This is a genomic window from Nitrospira sp. CMX1 (genome assembly GCF_054902215.1).
Map to the genome: position 1 here is coordinate 1 of NZ_JBUBKD010000075.1, position 24,665 is coordinate 24,665.

Annotated in this window: 26 protein-coding genes; 5 read left to right on the forward strand and 21 right to left on the reverse strand. The window is 54.8% G+C overall.

The window, feature by feature from the left end:
- A partial coding sequence (locus tag ACYX34_RS19005; RefSeq protein WP_462078149.1) for a hypothetical protein occupies nucleotides 1-775 on the reverse strand: 775 nt, incomplete at its 3' end.
- A 296-nt stretch (nucleotides 776-1,071) separates the two neighbouring features.
- Here ACYX34_RS19005 and ACYX34_RS19010 point away from each other — a divergent pair.
- On the forward strand, nucleotides 1,072-1,950 hold the full coding sequence (locus ACYX34_RS19010) for an acyl-CoA desaturase (protein ID WP_462078150.1): 879 nt from the start codon (nucleotides 1,072-1,074) through the stop codon (nucleotides 1,948-1,950).
- 118 nt (nucleotides 1,951-2,068) lie between these two features.
- Here the strand turns inward: ACYX34_RS19010 and ACYX34_RS19015 are convergent, their stop codons facing one another.
- The gene (locus ACYX34_RS19015; protein WP_462078151.1) at nucleotides 2,069-2,770 is read right to left on the reverse strand and encodes a class I SAM-dependent methyltransferase; all 702 of its coding nucleotides are present in this window, start codon (nucleotides 2,768-2,770) and stop codon (nucleotides 2,069-2,071) included.
- A gap of 28 nt (nucleotides 2,771-2,798) precedes the next feature.
- On the opposite strand from ACYX34_RS19015, the gene ACYX34_RS19020 reads away from it, so the two are divergent.
- Nucleotides 2,799-3,287: a transposase gene (locus ACYX34_RS19020; protein ID WP_462078152.1), complete on the forward strand. Its 489-nt coding sequence runs from the start codon at nucleotides 2,799-2,801 to the stop codon at nucleotides 3,285-3,287.
- A 171-nt stretch (nucleotides 3,288-3,458) separates the two neighbouring features.
- Here ACYX34_RS19020 and ACYX34_RS19025 read toward each other — a convergent pair whose 3' ends face one another.
- The 13 genes from ACYX34_RS19025 to ACYX34_RS19085 form a co-directional block, all read right to left on the reverse strand.
- Complete coding sequence (locus ACYX34_RS19025; RefSeq protein ID WP_462078153.1) at nucleotides 3,459-4,424, reverse strand: urease accessory protein UreD; 966 nt, start codon at nucleotides 4,422-4,424, stop codon at nucleotides 3,459-3,461.
- The gene (ureG, locus tag ACYX34_RS19030) at nucleotides 4,421-5,092 is read right to left on the reverse strand and encodes an urease accessory protein UreG (RefSeq protein WP_462078154.1); all 672 of its coding nucleotides are present in this window, start codon (nucleotides 5,090-5,092) and stop codon (nucleotides 4,421-4,423) included. Before ureG ends, ACYX34_RS19025 begins: the two co-directional genes overlap by 4 nt.
- Nucleotides 5,093-5,185: 93 nt before the next feature.
- Entirely contained in the window at nucleotides 5,186-5,872 is a 687-nt protein-coding gene (locus ACYX34_RS19035) for an urease accessory protein UreF (protein WP_462078155.1), read from the reverse strand.
- Between the two features lie 84 nt (nucleotides 5,873-5,956).
- On the reverse strand, nucleotides 5,957-7,681 hold the full coding sequence (ureC, locus tag ACYX34_RS19040; RefSeq protein ID WP_462078156.1) for an urease subunit alpha: 1,725 nt from the start codon (nucleotides 7,679-7,681) through the stop codon (nucleotides 5,957-5,959).
- Nucleotides 7,678-8,346, reverse strand: coding sequence for an urease subunit beta (locus tag ACYX34_RS19045; protein ID WP_462078157.1), 669 nt, complete (start codon nucleotides 8,344-8,346; stop codon nucleotides 7,678-7,680). The genes ureC and ACYX34_RS19045 overlap by 4 nt, the downstream gene beginning before the upstream one ends.
- 160 nt (nucleotides 8,347-8,506) lie before the next feature.
- Nucleotides 8,507-8,809 (reverse strand): urease subunit gamma, encoded by a 303-nt coding sequence (locus ACYX34_RS19050; RefSeq protein ID WP_462078158.1) that lies wholly within the window; start codon nucleotides 8,807-8,809, stop codon nucleotides 8,507-8,509.
- 282 nt (nucleotides 8,810-9,091) lie between these two features.
- On the reverse strand, nucleotides 9,092-9,799 hold the full coding sequence (locus tag ACYX34_RS19055) for an urease accessory protein UreH (RefSeq protein ID WP_462078159.1): 708 nt from the start codon (nucleotides 9,797-9,799) through the stop codon (nucleotides 9,092-9,094).
- A gap of 574 nt (nucleotides 9,800-10,373) precedes the next feature.
- Nucleotides 10,374-11,108 carry an urea ABC transporter ATP-binding subunit UrtE gene (urtE, locus tag ACYX34_RS19060; RefSeq protein WP_462078160.1) on the reverse strand — a complete coding sequence of 245 codons (735 nt, stop codon included), beginning with the start codon at nucleotides 11,106-11,108 and terminating at the stop codon, nucleotides 10,374-10,376.
- Between the two features lie 23 nt (nucleotides 11,109-11,131).
- Nucleotides 11,132-11,896 (reverse strand): urea ABC transporter ATP-binding protein UrtD, encoded by a 765-nt coding sequence (gene urtD / locus ACYX34_RS19065; RefSeq protein ID WP_462078161.1) that lies wholly within the window; start codon nucleotides 11,894-11,896, stop codon nucleotides 11,132-11,134.
- The gene (gene urtC / locus ACYX34_RS19070) at nucleotides 11,893-13,026 is read right to left on the reverse strand and encodes an urea ABC transporter permease subunit UrtC (RefSeq protein WP_462078162.1); all 1,134 of its coding nucleotides are present in this window, start codon (nucleotides 13,024-13,026) and stop codon (nucleotides 11,893-11,895) included. Before urtC ends, urtD begins: the two co-directional genes overlap by 4 nt.
- Nucleotides 13,019-14,596 carry an urea ABC transporter permease subunit UrtB gene (gene urtB / locus ACYX34_RS19075; RefSeq protein WP_462078163.1) on the reverse strand — a complete coding sequence of 526 codons (1,578 nt, stop codon included), beginning with the start codon at nucleotides 14,594-14,596 and terminating at the stop codon, nucleotides 13,019-13,021. Before urtB ends, urtC begins: the two co-directional genes overlap by 8 nt.
- A gap of 151 nt (nucleotides 14,597-14,747) precedes the next feature.
- A complete protein-coding gene (gene urtA / locus ACYX34_RS19080) occupies nucleotides 14,748-16,118 on the reverse strand; it encodes an urea ABC transporter substrate-binding protein (protein ID WP_462078164.1) in 1,371 nt (456 codons plus the stop codon).
- A gap of 6 nt (nucleotides 16,119-16,124) precedes the next feature.
- Nucleotides 16,125-16,295: a hypothetical protein gene (locus tag ACYX34_RS19085; protein WP_462078165.1), complete on the reverse strand. Its 171-nt coding sequence runs from the start codon at nucleotides 16,293-16,295 to the stop codon at nucleotides 16,125-16,127.
- 711 nt (nucleotides 16,296-17,006) lie between these two features.
- On the opposite strand from ACYX34_RS19085, the gene ACYX34_RS19090 reads away from it, so the two are divergent.
- The gene (locus ACYX34_RS19090) at nucleotides 17,007-17,900 is read left to right on the forward strand and encodes a hypothetical protein (RefSeq protein WP_462078166.1); all 894 of its coding nucleotides are present in this window, start codon (nucleotides 17,007-17,009) and stop codon (nucleotides 17,898-17,900) included.
- Nucleotides 17,901-17,996: 96 nt separating this feature from the next.
- On the opposite strand, the gene scpB is transcribed toward ACYX34_RS19090, so the two are convergent.
- The 4 genes from scpB to ACYX34_RS19110 form a co-directional block, all read right to left on the reverse strand.
- Nucleotides 17,997-18,839: an SMC-Scp complex subunit ScpB gene (scpB, locus tag ACYX34_RS19095; protein ID WP_462078167.1), complete on the reverse strand. Its 843-nt coding sequence runs from the start codon at nucleotides 18,837-18,839 to the stop codon at nucleotides 17,997-17,999.
- Nucleotides 18,836-19,645, reverse strand: coding sequence for a segregation and condensation protein A (locus ACYX34_RS19100; RefSeq protein WP_462078168.1), 810 nt, complete (start codon nucleotides 19,643-19,645; stop codon nucleotides 18,836-18,838). Before ACYX34_RS19100 ends, scpB begins: the two co-directional genes overlap by 4 nt.
- A gap of 71 nt (nucleotides 19,646-19,716) precedes the next feature.
- Nucleotides 19,717-20,805, reverse strand: a complete 1,089-nt coding sequence (locus ACYX34_RS19105) for a pentapeptide repeat-containing protein (RefSeq protein ID WP_462078169.1) — start codon at nucleotides 20,803-20,805, stop codon at nucleotides 19,717-19,719.
- Nucleotides 20,806-21,052: 247 nt separating this feature from the next.
- The gene (locus tag ACYX34_RS19110) at nucleotides 21,053-21,571 is read right to left on the reverse strand and encodes a hypothetical protein (RefSeq protein WP_462078170.1); all 519 of its coding nucleotides are present in this window, start codon (nucleotides 21,569-21,571) and stop codon (nucleotides 21,053-21,055) included.
- 309 nt (nucleotides 21,572-21,880) lie between these two features.
- Between ACYX34_RS19110 and ACYX34_RS19115 the strand changes: the two genes are divergently transcribed.
- Together ACYX34_RS19115 and ACYX34_RS19120 are read left to right on the forward strand one after the other, a co-directional pair.
- Nucleotides 21,881-22,258, forward strand: a complete 378-nt coding sequence (locus ACYX34_RS19115; RefSeq protein WP_462078171.1) for a cupredoxin domain-containing protein — start codon at nucleotides 21,881-21,883, stop codon at nucleotides 22,256-22,258.
- 88 nt (nucleotides 22,259-22,346) lie between these two features.
- Nucleotides 22,347-23,837, forward strand: a complete 1,491-nt coding sequence (locus ACYX34_RS19120; protein ID WP_462078172.1) for a class I SAM-dependent methyltransferase — start codon at nucleotides 22,347-22,349, stop codon at nucleotides 23,835-23,837.
- Nucleotides 23,838-23,911: 74 nt separating this feature from the next.
- Here the strand turns inward: ACYX34_RS19120 and ACYX34_RS19125 are convergent, their stop codons facing one another.
- Both ACYX34_RS19125 and ACYX34_RS19130 read right to left on the reverse strand, forming a co-directional pair.
- On the reverse strand, nucleotides 23,912-24,184 hold the full coding sequence (locus tag ACYX34_RS19125) for a helix-turn-helix domain-containing protein (RefSeq protein ID WP_462078173.1): 273 nt from the start codon (nucleotides 24,182-24,184) through the stop codon (nucleotides 23,912-23,914).
- Nucleotides 24,185-24,299: 115 nt separating this feature from the next.
- On the reverse strand, nucleotides 24,300-24,596 hold the full coding sequence (locus tag ACYX34_RS19130; RefSeq protein ID WP_462078174.1) for an HNH endonuclease: 297 nt from the start codon (nucleotides 24,594-24,596) through the stop codon (nucleotides 24,300-24,302).
- Nucleotides 24,597-24,665 lie beyond the last annotated feature (69 nt).

Sequence of the window (24,665 nt, forward strand, 5' to 3'; positions counted from 1 at the left end):
GCTTGGCGGTACCGCCGTCAGTCACATCAACATCAAATTCGATCTTCTTGGCCTTCCCGGCGAATGGATGCCAAGCCACCACCTTATGCTTGCCGGCCGGAACATCCTTGATCTCGAATGAACCATCGTCCTTCGCCACGGCGAAGTATGCATTCGATACCGGGAGGAAGAAGGACTGCATGAACTCATGCTGGTCGCACTGTAAGCGGAAGTATCCTTCCTTTTCCGCGCCGCCACGGAAGGTCACCGGCTTGTCCAACTTGTCACCCTTCTTCGCGAGACCGATGTTGAAACCGGTCGCAGAAGAGCTCCCCTTCACCGTGAAGCTATGGGGATTGTGCAGCACACCAGCCACGGACTTAGGATCATCCGCGTCAGCGTCGGTGTTTTCGACTTTGAATGGGCGGGTGTTCACAACTATCCCACTAAAAGGCTGGAAATCGCAAAAAGCTGCCACGACTTCCGTCCCCGCATAGCCGTCCATCCAGGCCTTATCCTCAATGTCCACAATGGCCACGACAGCTCCCTTCAACCCGCCATCCTTCGCAACTTCGATCTGCTTCAGAAATCGCTTGTCGCCATCCACCTTGCTCTTATCAGCGATCTTCGGGCAGAACTTCGGGTTGGGGAACTTTGAAAAGAGAAATTCCTTTTGCTCGGCCTTGCCGGCATAGGTCACCTTCCCGGAAATCGTTCCTCCCGCATACGAGGTGAGAGGCGCCGCGACCAAGGCGACGGCTGCTACACCCAACATCATTGATAACGCACTCTTCATTGGACTGCCTCCTTATAATTAAACAACATCCATCCTGCCTCCGACTGACCTGTTGGTTTCCATTCCCAATAGATCGTCTCGTTGTCCATCCTTCCCACAATCGGTCACACCATCGTCGATGTCTAGATAGACCGAGTATGTATATGAAATCTTACCGTCCGCTGTCAACCGAAACAAGAGGCGCCGGGGGAGACCATCCGCAGTAGCTATTTCCCCATTGTCCTGATACAGTTATGAAAATTACGCACTCACGTGACTCTCAGACTCATGCGACGCCCCTCATCTACTACCTTCCAATGATAGCGTCAACTGTCCCTACCAACGGGCTTAAACGTACCTACCCGATCTATGTCACCGTATTGCTGTTCGGCATCATTACCGCAAGCGCCGTGATCGGTGTTCCCTTATTCGGGTATGTCTACGGATACACATGGTTCGATTGGGCTCTGTTCGTGGTTCTCTATATCTTTACGGGATTGGGCATTACCGTGGGCTACCACCGCCTCATCTCACACCGAAGTTTCGGTTGTCCCGACTGGGTGAAGGCTGTCCTCCTCATCGCGGGAGGATGGGCACTCCAACAATCCGCCCTCAAGTGGGGTGCTGATCACATACGCCACCACGCTGCCTGCGACCAGGATGCGGATCCATACAATGCAAAGCTTGGGTTCTGGCACAGCCACTGTGGGTGGCTCTTTGCCGACAAGAAGTATTCAGACGAAAAATATGCGACCAAGCTTCGGCAAGATCCCGTCGTGATGTGGCAACACCACCACTATACCCTCATCTTCCTCTCGGGGTTGGCGTTCCCGTTCCTGGCAGGCTATCTGTACAACGGCTGGCTCGGAGGGATGAGCTGCTTTATGTTGGCCGGTATTGGCCGAACCTTCGCCGTGCTGAATTCGACATTTTGCATCAATTCTGTCTGCCATCTGTGGGGAAGCCAGCCCCACGGGCAAGCCGATTCGAGCCGAGACAGCTGGTTCGTTTCCCTGCTCACGTTTGGTGAGGGCTACCACAATTACCACCACACCCATCCAACCGACTACCGCAACGGATCACTCTGGTATAACTTCGACCCATCGAAATGGGTGATTTTCACGCTTTCTCTCCTGGGGTTAGCCTGGTCACTTCGGACAGCGAACGCAGCAGACCCACAGGCTTCAAACCTGTAGCGGCCCCTCCGCATCAGATTCAACCTCGATACGAGAGACAAGAGCAGCTGAGCCAGAACTGCGTATAGAACTCACTGTAGAGGACACCCATTTTCTAACCGAACTCAGTGAACACCGCCTACCCCTTCGCTGCCGAAGACGCAGACACGACGAGACTGTATCCGCCGGTGAGAAGCGCAGATAGTCGATCTCCCAGCAGCGATGTCAGCATTCTTGGCGCGAGCATGATGGCCTGCCGAATATTCCTTGGCATTGTGCGCCTAAACTTGGCGCTCAAAAAAGAGTCTTCAATCTCATATCCTGCATACTTTAGTGTTTCTACCGCCGTATACGCATTGAAGTAATGGAGGTGTCCTACTTCTTCTCGAACAAATCGTAGCCCTCCTGTCAATAATTTTACGGCGCTCATATCCAATGGAATGTTGAATATGAATTTAGACCCTCGTCTCCGCAATTGCCGCAAGAATCCGACATAATCGTCGACGTGTTCGAATACATCCAAACACAACACGAGATCGAAGTCCTCGTCGACGTCAAAGATACTTTGCATTGAATAGGTGAGATTGTCTGTCGAGTTCCCTGACCAAAATCGGGCGGCGTCCTTTGATATGTCAAAACCATAGAACTGTTTTTCGCGGAACGTTTTCGCTAAGACCGACGTCACGAGACCTGCCCCGCATCCGACATCCACACAGGTCCGGAAGTTTAGGCCAATACGCCGAACCATTTCCATGACAAGCCCCGCCTTGTACGGGCTATCTTCCTGATGCCACTGCCGATTGCATCGAAGATAGGTGCCGTCATTGTAAGGATCTCTCATTCCTTCCTCCTCAAACTATCCTCGCCCTATGCCTCGCATCCCTCGCAGCCATCTGGCCGGCCATGCCTTCCAGGTCCTGAATCGCGGCAACGGCGGCGCCACCGTGTTTCACACCGACGGGGATTACCGAGTCTTTCTGGAGCTGCTCGCCGCCGCCAAAGCCACGCATCCCATCACGATACGCGCCTTTTGCCTGAGGCCCAACCATTTTCATCTTGTGCTCCAACCAATCCGTAATGCTTCCCTCAGTCCCTTCATGCACTGGTGGATGACTAGTCATGTCCGTCGCTATCATCGGTACTACCGCAGTCATGGGCCTGTGCGGCAAGGCCGATTCAAACGTTTCCCGATTCAACAAGACGGCCATCTGTTCACCGTCCTCCGCTATGTCCTCCTCAATCCAGTCCGGGCGCGGTTGGTGGAGCACGCCGACGAGTGGCCCTGGTCCAGTCTGCAGTATCCCCAACTGGCAGCTCCGATCGGCTTGGGTCACTTAGCTACTCCAGCCCCTTTTTAATTTTCGCCTCTCATCTGGCGCCTGTCCGCGCAAGTGATAGCCCCTTCGTGAAACTGATAGTCCCTGCGAGGGCGGCGAGCAGCTGCCGCAGGGCCCGTCTACTCAGGACGCAGAAATGTTGAAACGAACTGTAAGTGTATGGAGCGGTGATCCTGGTCAACCACCAGACTACTAGTACTTTCGCAGAGACACCGGCGGGAGCTTCAATATGGCTTCACGAGCGGCTGCCCATAAGGCATCCATCATCGCCAAGAGATCTGGAGCTGTTCGAGCCACCAACTTGACAGCCAGTCCAGGCACCGGTGCGGTTGAAACCCCGCCCAGTACTGCTCCTGGTTTGGTATCCAAAAGCGCGGCGATGGTCGACTCGAGCCCAGTCCAGACCTCCGGCGGCATCGCGTCGTTCACTACGTAGAACGATGCCACATAATCCCATTCCTCGGCCAGCCCGACCACCCCTAAGTCCGTAGCCGGATCAAGGACATATCGCTCCAGGAGAGAGTGCCCCGAGGCTGTCATGATCAGGATTTCGTTTTCCAGATCGGTAAAGCCCCACCGTTCTCCCCTGGCCATGCGACCGGAGGCAAGTGCATCCCACAAGAACAGCGTCGCGCCAGGCGCAACCGTGGCCCTGAGGCTCTGCCGAAACCGAGACCCCGCAAAGGGAATCGTATGCTCAGGAAACCATTCGAGAATCGCGCCAGGCTCGATCGCAATGGCGACGTGCTGTTCAGAGACCGGGCCTTCAGTTCGATAGACCCGGTTCGCAGAAGGGGCAGAAATCAGGACATGCGCACCCTGCTCTACCGTCATATCAATGGAGAGATGATCTCCCCCAACCAAACCACCGGACGGATTGACCAGCAACGTGTAGGCCGCTCCCGTATCATCGAGATAGATAGGAGGCAGCAATTTCCAGGGCGTGGTGAAATACGAGTGAGAGATCACCGTGCGGTAATCGAGCTTCGCGTAGTTCAGCTTCAGCTCACCGACCCGCCCGACTAACTCTGTCGCAAACCGTCCAGGAGATTTTTTCTTCCGGGCAGACGTGCTTCCCCGGGATGATGTTCTCGCTTGGGGCGCATCGGCTTTACGAGACGTCCTCTTCCGTTGTCCCTGCCGCGGCGGCGTGGTCATGAATGCTTGACTCGTTGCGGGATACGCTGTTCAACCCACGCCACCACTGCATCCATTCCCTCGCCTGACAGGATATTGGTGAAGGCAAAGGGAAGCTCACCTCGCATCTTGCGGGTATCTCGATCCATGACGGAGAGGTCCGCGCGCACATGTGGGGCCAAATCCATCTTGTTAATGACGAGGAAATCGGATCGCGTGATCCCCGGTCCACCCTTCCGAGGAATCTTGTCACCGCCAGACACATCAATCACATAGATGACATGGTCCACCAGTTCAGGGCTGAACGTGGCCGCAAGGTTATCCCCGCCGCTTTCCAAGAAAATCAACTCCACGTCCGGATGCCGGCGCAGCAGATCATCAATGGCTTCTTGGTTATGGGACGCATCTTCACGGATCGCCGTATGGGGACAGCCCCCGGTTTCAACACCGAGGATCCGATCGACCGGAAGTGCGGCACGTTTGGTCAAAATTTCGGCATCGATTTTTGTAAAAATATCGTTCGTCACGGCCGCGAGGCTGTAGCGATCGCGCAGCCGCTGGCACAGCGCTTCAACGAGGGCGGTTTTCCCCGACCCCACAGGACCGCCGATACCGATGACCGGAATGCCTTGCTTCCTCGCCTGCGTCGGAGTCCAATTGTGGCTATGTTCACGATTAAGATCATGCATGATAGTTCTTACGAACGGATAGCCAAGGCCAGACGAGCCCTCACCAGCCGTTGCGTTCCTTTCTTAAGCCTGACGATGTCCGCAGGGCTCCCGCTAGGAGCGAAAGAGTCTCCATTCCAGGGAACCATGACGCATCGCATAAATATCTTGGATAGGTGACCACGAGCTCATGGGAGTATTGATGTCTATCTCCCGACTAATCCGTTCAATCAATGGAAGCCATTCGCCCAGGATACGCTGGCCCTCATGTTGCCCGATGGGACTCAGCCGCATCGCAGAGGAGATGAACCCCACGGCCGTTTGGTACAAAAAAGCACCGGCAGTTTCTTCTGGGTTCCACCCGCACGATCCCATGGTGAGCCCAAATGTCACAGCAAGATGTCCCGGAGCGCGATCGGCTTCCACTTCATCACGATATTCATTCAGGATCGACTTGGTTCGAATCTGATCCGCCGCGACCCTGATCACTTGTCGCCCCATCTGGCGACTGGCCATGCGTGACTCGCGACCAAGCTTGGTCGCCTCGAGCACTCGATCGATTTGGACCGCATTCTCCAGCGATCCCTTCGATGCCGCACGATTCGCTTGCTTGACGGCAAGCACCTCCCGGCGGCTCATCCCCCCACGCAGCAAATCTTCAACATACTTGGTCAGCTGATCGGACGTCTTGACAGCCCCGCCTTGCACCGCGGCTTCCAACCCCGAGGAAAAGGCATAGCCACCGGAGGGAAAAAACGCATCGACGAATCGCAACCCTTCAAGTAATGCGGGGGTATTCATGTTACACGAGGAAAAAACAACAACAGCCGGCCGACTACCATGGCGATCATTCCAAATCGATAGTCCAGCCGGCTGTCTTGCTGGTTAGAACAATTGATACCGTTGTGCCAACGGCAACACAATGGCCGGCTCACAGGTGAGCGGCACACCATCCGCCGTCACAACGTAGGTCTCTGGATTCACTTCCATTTTTGGAAGTGCGTCATTGAGCTTGAGATCGCGTTTCCCGATATTCCGGCAATTCTTGACCGCCGCTACCCGCCGTTGCAAACCAAGTCGCTTCGGGATCTCGTGATCCAAGGCGGCCTGCGACAGGAAGGTAAAGCTGGTGCTGGACAACGCACGACCGAATGCACCGAACATCGGCCGGCTGATGGTCGGCTCCGGTGTCGGAATCGAGGCGTTGGGATCACCCATTTGGGCTTGGGCAATAAAGCCACTCTTCAACACCATTTCCGGCTTCACACCGAAGAACTCCGGCTTCCAAATCACCAAGTCCGCTATTTTGCCGACTTCGACAGACCCAACTTCATGCGCGATACCATGCGTAATGGCAGGATTAATCGTGTACTTGGCCACATAACGCCTGGCTCGGAAGTTATCGTTCTGGCTGGAGTCTCTCCCACCGACCGGTGTGAGATGTCCCCGCTGAACCTTCATCTTATGAGCTGTTTGCCAAGTCCTGGTGATGACTTCCCCGATTCGACCCATGGCTTGCGAATCCGACGACATGATGCTGATTGCACCCATGTCATGCAAAATATCCTCGGCCGCAATAGTCTCACGTCGAATACGGGACTCTGCAAACGCCACGTCTTCAGGAATCCGTGGGTTCAAATTATGGCACACAATCAACATGTCAAGATGTTCGTCCATCGTATTGATGGTAAACGGCATCGTGGGGTTGGTTGAAGACGGCAGCACGTTCGGCTCTCCGCAGATCTTAATGATGTCCGGCGCGTGACCACCACCCGCACCTTCCGTGTGGAAGCTATGGATGGCTCGTCCCTTAATCGCCTTGATCGTATCCTCAATGTACCCCGCCTCGTTGAGCGTATCGGTGTGGATGGCGACCTGCACATCATAGCGATCAGCCACGCCCAAGCAGGTATCGATGGCCTTCGGCGTCGTTCCCCAGTCTTCATGCAACTTCAACCCGATGGCACCAGCTTCAATCTGCTCGTTCAACCCTTCAGGCCGTGAGGCATTGCCTTTTCCCAAAAATCCGAGATTAATGGGAATACCTTCCGACGCTTCCAACATTCGATGGATGTTCCATGGGCCAGGCGTACAGGTCGTCGCACTGGTTCCGCTTGAAGGTCCTGTCCCACCACCGATCATCGTGGTCAGACCGGCGGACAACGCTTCCCAACATTGTTGCGGGCAGATGAAGTGGATGTGCGTATCTAGGCCACCGGCCGTGATAATTCGGCCTTCACCGGAGATCGCTTCCGTCCCTGGGCCGATTTCCATGCCCGGCGTCACGCCCGGCATAAGATCAGAGTTACCCGCCTTACCGATCCCGACGATACGACCATCCTTAATCCCGATGTCGGCCTTGATGACGCCGGTGTAGTCAAGGATGAGCGCGTTCGTGATCACACAGTCGAGCTGGCCGCTGGCGCTGGTCGCGCGAGCAGATTGCCCCATCCCATCACGAATGGTCTTCCCGCCGCCGAAGACGGCTTCTTCACCGGGGACGGTTCGATCTTCCTCCACTTCGATGATCAAGTCCGTGTCGGCCAGTCGAACACGATCGCCGGTCGTAGGACCATACAGAGATGCATATTGCTTGCGTGAAATTTTCACCGTGCGCCTCCTTTTCCAAATCCGCGATCAGCGGCGAGTCCAACAGCCTTGGCTTTGACTTTCGGATCATCCAACAGCCCTTCGGTCAATCCGTTCACACCCTGGGCCAGTCTGTTACCGGCAAGAGCCACGAGCGTCACTTTTTTCTCTTCCCCAGGTTCAAAACGGACCGCTGTGCCGGCTGGAATGGCGAGCCGAAACCCGAACGCCTGTTCACGCTCAAACTTGAGCGCGCGGTTAGACTCGAAGAAATGGCAGTGTGAACCGACCTGAATCGGACGATCACCCAGATTTTTGATTGTCAGGTCTTTCGTCTCCCGTCCCTTAAAGACCTCGATATCACCGGCGACCGTCGTCAGCTCGCCAGGGATGATCGGGGCGTTCAGCTCAGCCTTGACTGCCGCAGCTAACGCCTCCTTCGTTCTCGTAACAGGATCCTGAAGCTTCTTCTGTTTGGCTGCTCCAGCTCCGCTGACTCTCGTAATCAACGATTCATTCGCTGCGAATGCCATGTTGGGATGGCCCGCATTGCTTAAGATTGAAGCAGCCCCTACCCCAGCCGCTACACGTCCGCTCTGAGCAAGAAACTGCCGTCTCGATGGACCAGCTGCTTCGGAAGTATTTTGTTTTCCCTTAAGCTCTTCAGAACCTTCTGGCTCTTTCATTTTTTCACTCCTTTTCATCCTGATGTGCGGTACTGACAACCCACGCTCAATCCCCCGCTCTTGTGTCACCAGAACAGGCAAACAGTTTTCACGATTTCCCCATATGAGCGCTTCATCTCTGACCCCTCAACTTTCCTTAAACCAACAATCCGCTCCACATCTAGGGGATAGGGTTATGAACAGTCACCAGTTTGGTTCCATCTGGGAACGTCCCCTCAACCTGAAAGTCACGGATCATCTCCGGTACACCAGGCATGACATCTTTGCGCGACAGCAACTGCGTGCCGTAGGTCATCAATTCAGCCACGGTCTTGCCATCACGAATTCCTTCCAATACGGCAGCCGTCATGTATGCGACCGCCTCTGGATGGTTGAGCCTAAGACCGCGCCTCTTACGATCGGCCGCGAGCTGCGCCGCCACGTAAATCATCAGTTTATCTTGTTCTCTTGGACTTAAACGCATAGTTCCTCCTCTCTAGCAGATGGGATTGGTTCCGACCTTAAGACACACATAAGAATCCTTTATAAGCAACCAGTTCGCACACTGCAATTAACAGATTCGGGTGACTAACTACGCAAGGCCAACAAAAATGTCAATGGCAAATTGCGCTTCGGCTCTGTTTATTACAGCCCTATTAGGACACCGACACCGGCACTCCTGCTTCCGGAGCTAATATCAGCCAGTGATGGATCAGACCCGAACTCACAATACTTCGCACCGCGCCAGCGTTTGTGTGCTCAGGATTCAGTGCCCCGTAGCCGACCAGACCAACGTAACCAACATCCACAGACCCACCGAAACACTGGCAAGACTGGCCACCCCTTGCACACCCATGAATAATCGACGATCAATCGAACGGGAGTAAATGACGGGAAGACTGATCGTCAAACCGATCATCATCATGCCCATAATCGAACCGATGCCGAAGATCAGGATCGACAGAAGCCCGGAAATCAGATCGGTCGTCGTCGCGAGAATCATCAGCATCAATGCCGCTGATCCGGCCAGCCCGTGCGCCATCCCGATACAGAGCGGGCGAATCGAGTCCGCCATCCAATGCCGATGCGCGTGACCGTCTTGCCGTTGATGGCTATGAAAATGGACATGTCGCTCGCCATCATGATGATGGCTGTGCACATGCCATCGTTCGCGATAGAGTTTTCTGGCCAGTGTTCCACCGAGGATGATCAATAAGAGCGCGACGCCTGATTCGGCGATGAGTTCGAATTTTTCAGGAATATGCAGTCCCCAGGCGAGGACGACTGATCCGACGAGCAGCAGCGTCAAAGTGTGGCCGATACCCCACCACAATCCGACGGCTCCGGATGCCAGGAGCGAGGGTCGCTCAGCAAGCACGGTCGACACCGCTGCAAGATGGTCGGTATCCAGGGCATGTCGCAGCCCGAGAAGGAAACCGACCCCGAGTAAGGTCAATAACTCCGTTTCATGCATACAATGCTGAGGGAAGCCCGATCATGGATAACCGTATCCACTGCAAGCAACCAGCCCTGCACGGAGCACATACCCGAATAACGGAATCTTCTAACAAATAGCCCGATACAACAACGTAGCCGGTACGGTAGCGGAATTTATCAAAAATTTCAAATCCTCTTTGCTCTCAGACACCACATCTTTTCCCTGCCTCCACTTCTTCCACAGAGGGAGTGCACAATCCGTAGACAGGATGCTGTATGTGGAAATAATTGTTGTCTTTCCATAAGCCTGAACTTTCTCACTGAACGGTCCATCGCGTTTATGATTCACGATCTTGAATCGTCCCCGAGACAGCACCTGAGACCCGCTTCACGTGCATACGAGCAGGGAGGCCTGCCATACCTCCAGCGAGATGTCCTTTATCGGCCTGCACAGCTTTCCCAAGAAGAATAAAAAAGAGTTGGAGGAGAACCGACGCTTAAGGCAATTCTTGAAACTCTACTGCAGCATGGAACGAATGTCTGGATCATCTCAACGTGGGAAAACCCATCGAGGACAATGCGCCTGCAGCATCGAATGACCGCAGTTGCCTCTACACGGTCAGGTGCTGCCTGACCATGTCGGCGTTCAGTTCGTGGCTCTTTCCTTGCGCTTTCACGGCCCCTTTGGCCATTACCACATACTTCTCAGCCAATCGCGCCGCAAAATGGAGTCCCTGTTCCACCAACAGAATGGCAAACCGGCGTGACTGTTTGAACCCAATGATCACGTCCTCGATTTGATCGACAATTGACGGCTGAATACCTTCGGTAGGCTCATCCAACAAAAGAAGTTTCGGGCTGGATAAGATGGCTCGGCCAATCGCCAACTGTTGCTGCTCACCTCCACTGAGCACACCACCAGGCCGGTTGAGAATCTGCGTCAACTTGGGGAAAAGGTGATAAACCTCGTCGAACGCTTCCTTTTCTGACACATCCCCGCCGATGGCGGAACGATTCCAGTAGCCGAGCTGTAGGTTCTGATAGACGGTCAAGTGGGGGATGATCTCCCGGCCTTGCGGCACATAGGCAAGCCCCACCTTAGCCCGACGATCCGTCTTGTCATGCGTAATATCTTTTCCGTTAAACGTGATTTTCCCGGAACGAACCGGGAGCAAGCCCGTCAGCGTCTTCAGCGTGGTCGTTTTACCGACTCCGTTCCTGCCCATCAGACAGACCACCTCGCCCGGCTCAATTGAGAAGGAGACATTTCTGAGGATATGGCTCTCGCCGTAGTACGCGTTGACGTTCTCGAGAACCAGCGTCATCGGCTGTGTGTCTGGCGCCATAGGTGACACGTTCCCTTCCCCGCTCAATGCGCGACTGTGGCCCGTCCTAAGTATATTTCCCGTACGCGGTCGTTCGCCTGCACAGTCTCCACCGTCCCCTCGCAAATAACCGTTCCTTCAGCCAAGACCGTGACGACCTTTGCAATCTGTCGCACGAAGTCCATGTCATGCTCGATCACGACGATCGCCTGTTTTTCGGAAAGCTTCGTCAGCAATTGACCGGTTTGCTCCGTTTCCTTATCGCTCATCCCTGCGACCGGCTCATCGACCAACAGCAGCGATGGATCTTGCAAAATCACCATGCCGATCTCCAGCCACTGCTTCTGCCCGTGGGATAACGACCCGGCGCGATCATGCGCATGATTCGTTAATCCGATGGTCTCCAGCGTCTCCTCGATCCGTTCCCGTTCCGCCGGTGAAGATCGTCCCATCAACGTCGGAAAGACTCCCTTGCTCGCGCGCTTGATCGACAGATCCAAGTTTTGCCAGACAGACAGATTGCCATAGATCGACGGCGCTTGAAATTTTCGGCCGACGCCGAGCTTGGTGATGTCCTCCGCATTTTTTCCGACCAGATTCGTCCCCTTGCCGAACATCACCTTCCCGGAAGTCGGTCTGGTTTTCCCACAAATGACATCGAGCAGTGTGGTCTTGCCTGCGCCGTTCGGGCCGATGACGACGCGCAACTCGTTATAGCGGACGCTAAAGTTGCAGTTATTCAGCGCCTTGAACCCGTCGTAATCCATGACGACGTTTTCACAGTTGAGGATCAGATTATCGTCCGTCACGCCGCCGTACTCCCTTCAGCTTTGATCAATGGGGCAGGAGTCTTCTTTCGATCGGTCAATTTCCTGATCATCCCGACAAGCCCATCGGGGAACATCGTCACGACCACCACGAACAGCCCACCGAGGATAAACGGCCAGGCCTCCGGAAAGTAGTTGGTCAAGACGCTGCGGCCGTAGTTGACCGCCACCGCGCCCAAGATCGCCCCGATCAGCGTCCCGCGCCCTCCGACCGCCACCCAGATCACCACTTCCAGCGATGGCAGGACCCCGATCTGCGCCGGGGTAATAATGCCGACCTGGGGAACATAGAGCATCCCTGCAAGTCCTGCGAGTCCGGCCGCCACGACAAATACAAAAAGTTTGAACATCCAAGGGGTATATCCGGAAAAGGTCACGCGCGATTCGCTGTCTCGTATCGCGATCAAGACTTTTCCGGCTCGTGATGCGACGATCCAACGACACAGCAGATAGGAGGCGATCAAGGCAATGACCGTAATGAGATACAGTCCTCGTTGTGTCGATGGGTCGGACAGCCGGTAGCCCAACAGCTGTTTAAAATCCGTCAGTCCATTGGTTCCACCAAGCCTGGTCTCATTCCGATTGAAGACCAGCCAGGCCGCAAACGCTAAGGCCTGTGTGATAATGGCAAAGTACACACCCTTGATTCTGCTGCGAAACGCAAGAAAACCAAAGATGGTCGCGAAGATCACCGGAACGAGAATGGCTCCTAAGAAACCACCCAGAAAGCTTTTGAACGGGTACCAGAAGAACGGGAGCTCCTTCACCTGTGTCCAGACCATGAAGTCGGGGAGTTCGCTCCCATAGACGCTTTCCTTCCCGATCTGCAACGTCAGATACATCCCCATACAATAAGCACCGAACCCGAAAAATACACCCTGGCCCATACTGAGGACACCACAATAGCCCCAAATCAAATCCAGCCCAAGGGCGAGAATGGCAAAGGCCAAAAACTTGCCGAATTGGTTGAGGCGAAAGTCGCTAAGATGCAACCACGAATCTTCGGAAGGCAAGATATTCAACAGCGGAACGACGATCAGGAACAAGATACCGACCGCATAAAACGACAACGTTTCTCGGCTGTCCTGCTGAGACACGACTTGTTCAGGCATCGGCGTTGCGTCCTTTCGCGGCAAAGAGGCCCTGCGGCCGCCACTGCAGGAATAAAATCACACCGACCAAGATAAAGACCTTTCCATAGACGGCACCGCTGACCGGTTCAATGAATTTATTGAGTCCTCCAATTCCCAAGGACGCCCAAATCGTTCCGGCCAGTTTGCCGACCCCTCCCGTCACCACGACCATGAACGCATCGACAATATAATTTTGCCCAAGCCCTGGATCGACATTCCCCACCATCGTAAGCGCCCACCCAGCAACACCGGCCAATCCCGACGCGAAGGCAAACGTGTATGAATCGACCTTTCTCGTCGGGATCCCGAGACAAGCGCTCATGTTGCGATTTTGCGTGACGGCCCTCACTCGAACCCCGAGATTCGATCGGAAGAGCAGGAAATAGATGCCGAGGACACAGACGATCGACAAGACAATGATAAAGATCCGATTGTACGGCAGATACACCCCCACCATGACCTGAGCGCCACCGCGCAACGCTTGAGGCGCAATGACCGCGGTCAAATCACCGAAGTACACGCGGGCGGCCTGCATTAAGATCAAGCTCACGCCCCAGGTCGCGAGCAGTGTCTCAAGTAATCGTCCATAGAGAAATCGAATCACCGTAGCTTCAAGCACCAATCCGAACAGGGCTGCCGACAGGAAGGCGACGGGCAACGCGACGGGGAAATACCAATCGAAGTTCTCCGGGGAAAACCATGCGAGGAACGCCTGTTGCGTGACGAAGGTGGCATAGGCTCCCACCATCATCAATTCGCCATGGGCCATGTTGATGACACCCATCAAGCCGAAGACAATGGCCAGGCCGAGCGACATGATCAACAAAATGGAACTGAGACTGATGCCCCGAAAGAGTGTCTCGATGGTGCCGGCCCACCAGCTCCACGAATCAATCTGTCCGATCGAAACTTGGGCCGAGTCCGCCACGGCTCTCTGCTGATCGGTCGCTCCGCTTTGCGTCCCCGCTTCCAGCAATTCCTTGAGTGCCGACAGCCCGTTCTGACTTCTCAGCTCTCCGAGTTTCTTGACGGCGGACAATTTGGCGGTGGGATCGTCAGACCGAAGCTGGATCAGCTGGGCTGACTCCTCCATCGTATATTTGACCCACCAGACTTGCTCCTTAGCCGCAGCATCCTCTAGCCATGTAATGGCCTCCGGCCGTCCCGTGCCCACCAAATCGGCAGCGGCCGAACGCCTGGTATCCGCCTGTTCACTGGTCAGATTTGCGTGGTTTTTGAGCGAATCAATCACGGGCTTGATGGCCAGCCTGACCGCTCGATCGGCATCCGCCCGAATCTCATCCAGCTTGGGGATGAGGCTCGCGTCTCCCTTCTCAATGAGGAACGCAGCCGCGTTGCTACGAGCAGCCGCATCATCACTTTTGATATCGAGCAGGGCTTGTTCGATCGGGCTCACGGAGGAAGAGGTCGTGGGAGCAGATTGGTCCGGCTGATCAGCCGCCACCGCTGAGCGGGAACCGAATCCGGGCAGGAGCCACAACGCTATTGCTAGGACACAGATGGTTCTCGGGATGCTGGCCAGGCTCATTACACAACCTCCCTACGGTCACCTTCGTGAGAAGACTTCGCCAGCCAGCACGCTGGAACTTGCAACAAAGGCAAGTTCCAGCTCTTTTGCTTCCGACAAGGCCCGTCGTCACGACAGTCAGTGGCACAGGGATACTGCCCGCACCCCAACCTTACGTCTTTTGGTATGTCCCTTGATGCTTAATCCAATCACACCCCTTTTCAGGATTCGTATACTCGCTCCAGGGTTCAGGTTTGACCAACCCTTTGGATCGATGGACAACCTTGAATTGGCCATTTTTGAGAATTTCACCGATCAGCACGGGCTTGTGCGTATGCTGGTTGCAACAATCCATCATAATTTCCCCACCCGGCGCGAGGAATTTCTGGTTATAGACGGCCGCACGCACCTTATCCACGTCGGTTGCTCCGGCTTTTTCGACGGCCTGTTTCCACACATAGACCCCGAAGTATGCCGCTTCTATCGGATCGTCCGTCACCCGGTGTTCACCATCCGGCAGATTGTTCTTCTTGCAATAGGCCTTAAAGTTCGCCACGAACTTCTTGTTTTGTGGCGTATCCACGCTCTGGTAGTAGTTCCAGGCCGCCAAGTGTCCGACGAGCGCACTGGTATCCATGCCGCGCAGTTCGTCTTCCGCAACACTGAACGCCATGATCGGGGCATCTTCTGCGCGCAGGCCCTGGTTGCCGAATTCTTTATAGAACGGGACGTTGCTGTCTCCGTTGATCGTGCTGATCACGGCCGTACCGCCGCCAGCGGCAAACTTCTTAATTTTCCCGCAGATGGTTTGATAATCCTGATGATGGAACGGTGTGTATTCTTCCTCGATATTGGCAGCCGGGACCTTCTTAGCCAACAGCATCGCGCGCAAAATCTTATTCGTCGTGCGCGGATAGACGTAGTCGGTCCCGAGCAGATAGAATTTTTTGTAGTTTCCACCTTCAGGACTCATCAGATATTCGACCGCCGGCGCCGCTTGCTGGTTCACCGCAGCCCCCGTGTAGAAGACATTACGGGAGCACTCTTCCCCTTCATATTGGACCGGATAGAAGAGCAATCCATTATTTTTTTCGAAGACCGGCAAGACGGACTTTCGACTCACTGAAGTCCAACAACCGAAGACTACCGAAACTTTATCTTCGAGGAGTAACTGCTTGGCTTTTTCCGCAAAGAGGTCCCAGTTCGAGGCCGGATCGACAACCTTGGCTTCGACCTGTCGCCCCATCACGCCGCCCGCCTTGTTGATTTCCTCAACCGCCATCAACACGACGTCGCGAAGCGACACTTCGCTGATCGCCATGGTACCGCTCAGCGAATGAAGCACCCCGATCTTGATGGGAGGACCACCCGCTGCATAGGACAGGGCGTAGTTGCCCAGATTCCCTAAGAGTGCCGCCACGCCGATTCCGGCCGCGACCCTCCCGCTCTGCCCAAGAAACTCTCTTCTTGATGATCCAGCCTGCTCACTGGTGGGAACTGTTTCTGTGGTGCCTTGTACATCTTGGGGCAAGTTCTTGTCCATGTTGCATCACTCCTTAATTTGTATGCGTGAGTTGCAAACGTTCGGTTGATGCCATTCTTCTCGAACCTTGTCCTGACCGGCCAGCAGCGCAGGCACCAGTGTTTCACCCGTGAGCTCTCTCAGCACGATTTCGTGCACAAAACCAGACTGACCTGCCTGGCCCATGCTCGGATACATCCCCTCCTTTCCAACATCAGAGCCTGAAAGCCAGCTGAACATATGATGACTTGCGCGTCAAAACATAGGAATACTTCTTATACTCGACCTCGATGCGAAACGCCATTTAAGAATGGATTTACTGACAACTGACACCCCGAGACCGAAAACCTCGCGCAACGCCTTATTGTATTCTTTATTGTATACATTTAGATCTTATCGCGTCAAGGGCTCTTCCTGCCGATCGACAAGATCATTCCCGGCAAACCCAAGCAGGAAAACCACTCCCGGCAATACATCTATTTTGTCTTCTTTCCCAAGATGATCCTCATGAGGAAGGCGAAGCCCATCGAAACATGGCGCTCTCGATGGTCCGGATTATCGGCGATCCGCTATGCCCGCTGCGATCAGGCATCCGCATAAGCATCTCCGCCATTGGACGATTCGACCCGACAGCAAAATAACGCTCAAGCATGACAAGCCTAAGAAGCTCTTCCCCTTTCTCGATTTCATTCGTTCAGGATGAGAGGATCAACACAGCACTGTCACGGTCTACACCTCGCTGCGAAGAGAACGAACCATACGGGTTGCGTGCGAAGAGCCGCTGCCCGGTGACAAGGCAAGCCGTTGCATTTTTGTTTTTACCGAGGCTTCCTGCTACACTACGTACAGGTTCTCCCACTTGAGCAAGACAACGCGATGAATCACACACCACCCCCCTCGTTCACATCGATGCTGAGCGTGCTGACGCTAGGCTGTCTGTCTCTCTTGACAGACGGTTGCGCTGGCTCACGTCAAACCGTTCCTCTTCAGGAGACCGTTCTTGGATCAGTTTTCCTCGAGACTGTCTCCGACAACTCCTTCCAGGCCTCGCACCCCATCAAACTGTCGGAAACGACGGTTGCAGATGTCTTACGGGGTATCCACACCAAGGAAAAGGCCGGATTCCTCTTGCTCCTCGGCAAAGCTGCGAAGTCAACAAACTTGAACGATATTCGAACCTTCTCTGAGGATGATATTGCGTTCCTCGCTCCACATATCACCGCTGCCCTGGCTCAAGCAAGCTCCACCCAGCGAGTTGGGTTCCGTATCTATGCCACATCGCTCGTCGTACCATCCACAAAGGGCGCACAACAGCGAGAGACGACCGCTGGATATCTATTCGCCGACGGCCTGTCCCTGCATGTCCTCCTGACGCAATACCGCCACTATCCAGGGAAGAAAGCCACCGCAAGCCAAAAGGAGCCACGCCCACTCCCAGACACCGATGGTCTCCGAGACCGAGAAGTGACCTTCTTGCCTGAGGGAGCCGTTCGTTCGGAGGTCTATGATCGATCGAGTTGGATCGGGAAATCAGAGGATCGGTCGCTCGCCATCGATTACCAACTCTTGGCGAGACTACTCACACCACCGCCCACTCCAACTCCGCAACCGGTCCCAGTGGTGACGGCGCCGTCTCCACCACTCCAAGCCGTTTCCCCTCAAACACCACCGGTCGTGAAGCAGGACACCGAGCTACAGGCATTTAAGGAAGAAATGAAGGCGCTGCGGAAAAAAGTCGACGAGCAGGAAGCTGAACTTCAGCGGCTGAAGAACCCCCCGCTCAAGAAAAAACCGACCCCATAACCGATCCTGGCGTGCCGAGAAGAAGGGGAATAACCCTACCCCGGAGACCGCAACCAGGATTGCGCCCATTGCCTAGAACTGAAGATGGATATTGCATCAGGATTGCGGGGTTGGAAGGGGATCTAATACCTCTTCGAACGGAGCAGCCGTCTGCAGTTCACCGTTCACAGACAGTTCCGCATCGTCGGCAACTGTCTCGATCGCCCCGTCTGCAGATGAAATCTCGGTACCGTCCATCGGCAAGAGTGCCTGTTCAGCCTCGCCGAGCTCTTTAAACTCACGCAAAGGCGGCAATTGCGAGAGATCGCTCAAGCCGAAATGCTCCAGAAAGAACTTGGTCGTCCCGTACATAATCGGGCGACCTGGAACTTCCTTGCGCCCGACGATTCGCACCAGTTTGCGTTCTAGCAGCGTACGCAAGACACCGGAGGTTTCCACTCCTCGAATTTCTTCGATCTCCCCCCGCACCAGCGGCTGTTTGTAGGCAATGATGGCCAACGATTCCAACGCAGATCGAGACAGTTTTGCCGCTGTCTTGGCCTTATCCAATCGCTTCACCCAGGAGGCATAATCTTGTTTGGTCACCAGGCGATAGCCGCCGGCCACTGCCACCAATCGCACCCCCCGCCCCTCTTGATCGAGTGCCTGACCGAGCTGGTGCAAGGCCTCTTCGACTTCACCCTTCGAGACCGCGCCGAGCACAGCAGCAAGACGAGCCACGGGCAGCGGCTCAGCCGAGACGAAGAGCAATGCCTCCAGAACAGCTTGGAGCTCGGCCATACTTTCAGGCCGATCGTCATTATTGAAACCCTCCGCATGCGGTGCTCCGTTCACCTCTTCCATGCTCATCGCATCTTCCAAATTCGCCGCAGGCATGGCCTTGGTTTCCGGTACATCTACCTCATCCTCATCAACCACATCCGCCGTCGGTGGGGTCATGCGCTCCTCCATTCCGCATCAACATCGTCAAGCTCTGCTGGGTCCGGTACCAACGAGAACATCCGCGAAACCAAAATCGGTCCAAACGTTTCGGCTTGGAATACACGGGCCACTCGTAACCGCATCAATTCCAGTAAGGCCAAAAACGTCACGACGACGACGACCCGGTGGACCGATCCATCAAACAGCGCCGCGAACGAGACCGAATCTTTGCCTTCAAGCGTTTCCAGAATGAGGTTCATTCGTTCCCGAACCGTAAGATTGTCGGGCACGATCTCGATGAGCCGACTGTCCGGATTGCGCTCAAGTACTTCCTTGAGCGCATCAACCAGATCGAACAGTGACACGTTTTCGAGGGGCAGATCCTCCTCAGCGACCGCCTCGACCGACACTGCATCCTCTCGCCAAAAGATCTCGCGCCACATTTTCTCTTGATCATCGAGCTGCCGCGCCGCCTCCTTGTAGGCTTTGTATTCAAGCAACCGACGGACCAGTTCTTCCCGTGGGTCCGGCCCCTCCTCTTCGTCGTCGACTGCCTCGTCCACCGGCAGCAGCATCTTGGACTTGATTTGCAACAGCGTCGCCGCCATCACCAAAAAATCTCCTGCGACATTGAGGTTGAGCTCCTCCATCGCCTCCAGGTACTCGATGTACTGCTGGGTAATCATCGCGACGGGGATATCGTAGATATTGATCTCGTTTTTTTTGATGAGATGGAGCAGCAGGTCCAGCGGTCCCTCGAAGTTTTCGATACGGACCTTATACGGCAGCTCTGTTTGCTCAAACCCGTCGGCTTGTGATTCCACGGCCTGGTTATATCAACTTATGGGGAGGCGGGCAAGTCTGATTCTATATATTGGGGATAAACAGGTATGCTTCATTTCAGCCTTATTGCGTAGGCCACGAGCAGAGCTGCCGTGACGAGCAACCCAAACGTAAGCACATACTGTCCGTTCTTGGCCTGAAGGAAACTATCAGGCTGGACCTGTTCGATCCTCTTCGTTTGAGCGAACAGCGGCGGATGATCGAATCGTGCCTGAGTAAGGTTGTCTTGTTGCCAGAACTCGGCATTCGAAAAATCAACGGCCCCCAGAAATTGAGCCCCGGCAAACATCGTCTCCCCCTCGAAAACGGTAAAGGTAAAGAAGGTCTCACGACTGAAGATCGCGTCGCGAAAACCGATGCGACTCTTGAACCGACTACCGGAGAACCCCGTCCCCAAGCCGAACCTCGACCGTTCAAACTCCACCGGCTGTTCAGCTAGCACTTCCAAAAATTCCGCCATCCCGTCGAAGAGCGCGCCGGTACAGTCCACGGCACTTCGAAACGTCGATCGGTGAAATCTCGTACTCGGACCGAACCTCGTCTCTCGACAGACCAATGGTCCGACGAATTGCCCTTGAACAAAATATGCTTCCTTCTCAAAAACAGCGCCAGACAGTTCAACGGCTCCCCGAAAACCCGACCAGGAGAGATCCACCCCCTCCTTGAAGCGAGACCCCTGAAAGTCGATGGGTCCTTCAAACCACAAGGTACTGCTGCCTGAACGATGACGTACCGCTCCCTGTACAATGGAATCTCGTAACCTGAGTCCTGCACGAACGAGTCGCTGCTCCTGGCTACGCACGGGCCCGCTCTGGCTAGAAGACTCGGCTCCCATCGACGAGCGGGAAATAGCCTGCGGGGTGAGACGATCAAACAGAACGTCCCCCTGAACGATCACCCCAATCAGATCCACCGGATGCCCTCTCTCAAGCGCATCCGTGATCCGTTCACCGTGCACGATGTGTGTCTCCCGCTCAGCCTGCGTACAAGTGGGTGAGAGGTGCAGGATAAGGCCAGCCTCTCCGGCTTTCGCCGCCCCCCCCTCTGTGACACAAGCGGCGTCAACGTCAGACAGACCTACGCCCAGGGCAAAGGTGGCCGCTAGGACCATCTCTCCATAAGCCGTTCTCTTCCTGAACATGGGAATCTGTACAAGCCCTGAGCGAGAGAACCAACGAGGAACCCTGTACCTCAGGTACACGTAAACAATGAAAGGGGATATTAAAGAAGCGCCCAGAGATCGCTGCTGGACCTACTCGTTATCCAGCAGCGATACAGGGTGTTACGATTGGATCCAAGGCTGAAAGCCCTGCCCCTGCGATGGGCTATACATAATCCGAACTACACGAGCAAAACCTGTCGCAGGGCAATCACCAAATTCCGGCCGATTAATTGTGTCGATAATCGTCGTCCAGCAATTCTTCGGACTTATCGATGAGCTCATCCCCGTCATCATCCGTGTCGAGATCCAACTCATCTCGAACATCGTCTTCGTCGAGCTCATCCTCCATCTCTAAATCATCATCCACGACATCATCATCTTCCAAATCAGCTTCATCCGGCTCCACCGGCATGGCCGGTTTCACAGAAATGACCTTCCGGGGCGTCATCTCCTCTTCATCAGCAACCTGCTTGACAGGCTCGCTCGAGGGACCGGGCTTCGGGGGCGTTTTTTTAGCTGATTTGCTAACCGCTTTCTTGGCTGATTTGCCGGCTGCTTTCTTCGCCGCCGGTTTCTTCTTTGAAGCGGGTTTGGACGCCTTGACAACCGCACGCTTCTTGGCAGCCTTTTTCGCCGTTGCTTTCGTAGCCGATGCTTTCTTGGCTGCTTTCTTCTTCGGCGACGGGGCAGCCTTTTTCGTCCGTGACGACGCTTTCGCGACGGCTTTTTTCTTTTTGTTCGCCATTCCGATCCCTCCTCTTCGTTTCAGCGCGGCACAACGCGCCTCCATCTAGCATGAACGAACAGGCTCTTGCAACCATCTCTATCATGATTTCTACGGCCCCTTGCGGCCCTCATTATTTTGAGTTCACGAGAAGTGTGCGTTCTGTCGAGCGCAAGGAAGATAGAGGTCGGCGGTTATCTCCCAAATCCCCATAACCCCTCGAAAACCCTCAGTGGCGGCGTGCTATGATGGGGGTACCGTTGAATCCTTGACCATCGTGATGGCTCTTATCAATTACGAATACGACATACTAAGGAGCACACACCCCCTGTGAACCAGCTGCACATCATAACCGTTATCCTGGGCATTACAGCTACAGCAGGCGGACCAGCCCTCGATCTCTCCCCGGCCACAGAGATTCTCATGGAAAATGGCTCACCCTATTACGTACCAGCTGCCGCCACTGTGGTCAGTGGCACGCCCATCCGTTGGGAGAATCCTACACCGACACACCACACCGTAACCCATAATGGCTGCCTGACCGACGAGAGCACCTGCCTCTTCAATTCAGGAACGGTTCCACCGGGAGGACAGTTCACCATCCCGGGCTTGCCTCCTGGGCGATATGCCTATCATTGTGGGATCCATCCCATCATGCGAGGACAGCTGATTGTGACAGAGAATGCTTCAACCCCCGCTCACTTGTAGGACACCACCTATTGTCCGCTTGCAGAGGTGCCGACCGCTCCTGTAGCTTACCGATTGTCCAAGTATCCGACACCAAAAGCTCGTGATCATGAAAACTGTTGCCGCCATCCGCCACCCATTGACCTTGACCGGAGACACGCTGACTCTGTTGGCCTGGCATATTCCTGACCTTGTTGCCTACCAACATCTGCCGGACGAATGGTGGTTGGCTCCACTTGATGACGATCTCCCGTTGATCCGGCTGAACCCTGCCGGGTTGGACCTGCTTAAGGCCATGAACGGCCATACCACGGTGGGAGCCCTTCTTGCGCAATATGGCACCAAGATCTGCGGACCTGATGGACAGCCTGGCTCCTGGCACTTGGAACGATGGGCGACCCCCAACTACTCTCTCTGCTATTACGGAGCTGAACCGCCAGGGGGCCACCGACACAAGGCCAAGTGGGATGTGCTTCTCCAACAGGTCCGCGAAGGCTGGTCGGGACAAGCAGGATTCGAAGGCGAGAACCACCTGGAAGAATTCCATCACCACGAGCTGACCGAAAGTTCGAAGGACGATGGCCATTTTGATTTGATTGAAACCACAGTCTCCCATCTCTTCCGTGAACCCAGCGAGGCCTTGAGCGGCCTGACCTATGGCCGATTGCTGATGCGACAACTCAGGCGACTCGGTTGGTTCACTCCTAAGCCCAAAGTCATGCTGGAGATCGGTGGCGGCCTTGGGTACCTTGCGCAGGAACTGGGGAAAGACCTCCTACCCTTTGAGAAGCAGGGAATCACCTACCTCTCCCTCGACATCACACAACCATTTCTAATACGCCAAATTACTCGGGCCAAGGCCAGCGGATGGACCGGCACGGGCACCAGAGCCAATGCTGAACAGCTGCCCTTTGCTGACCGCTCTGTCGATCTCGTGATCGACAATGAAAACATGGCCGACATGACGCCGGTGCGGCTGAACAAGCAGGAACTTACATCGGGAGTCGGAGCGACCGCACAACACCAAGAAGCGCTCGATTGGATCAGACGGCTTCGCCTGCCCATCGAATCCAATCCACCGGACTCGGTGATCTTTAACTTAGGACCGATCCGCTTTGTCGCCGAATTGTGGCGGGTCCTCAAACCGGGTGGCCGAGCATTTCTCACCGAGTTCGGCATCGAAGAAGGCTGGCCTGCTCCCGTGAAATTACCGGGACATACCGAGTACGAAGTGCAATACAGTCACCTGCGCCAAGCCGTCCGCTGGCTCGGATTTCAAGAACGGTATCTCTCACTCCCGCAGTTTCTCGGCCTCAAGCCAGATATAAAAGTGCTCTGCACCGGCGCCACCTACACCATCCAGCGATTCTGTCAGGCTCTCAACCACCCCTTCGCCGTACGTGCTTATAGCGAGAAGGAACTGCAGCAGGCTTTGGGGGAGATACTTCCCAAACTACAGGGCCTCCACTACCACGACCTCGCCGATCCAGCCTGGTTCGGTCTTCAAGACTTCAAAGTGCTATTGCTGGAAAAACCAGGCGGCGAGCCCAAAGCGCAGTTCACTGAAAACAAAGGCTATCGGTGGTATTCGCAGAAGTAAGAGGGGAAAGGGAGACGGGAAGCTGGAGCCCCCCCCTCTCATTACTTTGCTGTTCTCCTCGGCAAGCAGCTTCCTCAGGCTGCAAATTCGACCCGAATCGTGCGCCCGAGTCGAGCCTCAAGCGTAATGAGCATTTCGACGCTGAATTTGTCCCATTTCCCACGGACGAGATCAGACACACGCGATTGCGAAATACCAAGTCGCTTAGCCGCTGCAGCTTGAGGCAGCTTCTGCTTCTCGATGTAGAGGCGAAGATCGCTCATCAAGTTGGAACGCATTTGGAGCACAGCCGCCTCGGCTGGGTCAAACCCAAGATCCACAAAGATATTGGCACTTGCTTTTGTCATTTCCATCTCCACGATTGATCAGGCCAGAAATGTTCCTTACTTGCTCTGGCGCTAAGGCGAGCAATGCCCCTGGGATCGTCTGTGCCGCATCACAACACCCAGCTAAAAAAAATAGCTATGACTCGCTTTGGACATCACGCTCCCTTCTGGCTTGAATGCTCTTCAGCAGATGCACGGCAGCTTGTTCGTATGATTTCCCAGATTTGATGCTGTTACATAGCAAGCATGCAGTTCGCAAATTCTCTTTCTTGTGTGTTCCACCTTTGCACTGCGGAACAAAATGATCGAGTGTGGCATTTTCAGGAGTTACTCGGTCTCCACAATACTGACAAATCCACTGATCTCGCTCGTATACTTCCCTGCGTTTCTCTGGATCATTATAGAAGTCGTCGGATTCCTCTTCGCTTTTCAAGGATGTTTCTCAACGACAAGCGGCACCTCAGATGGAAGAACGACGGTGTAAAGGGTGCCGTCTCTGCTG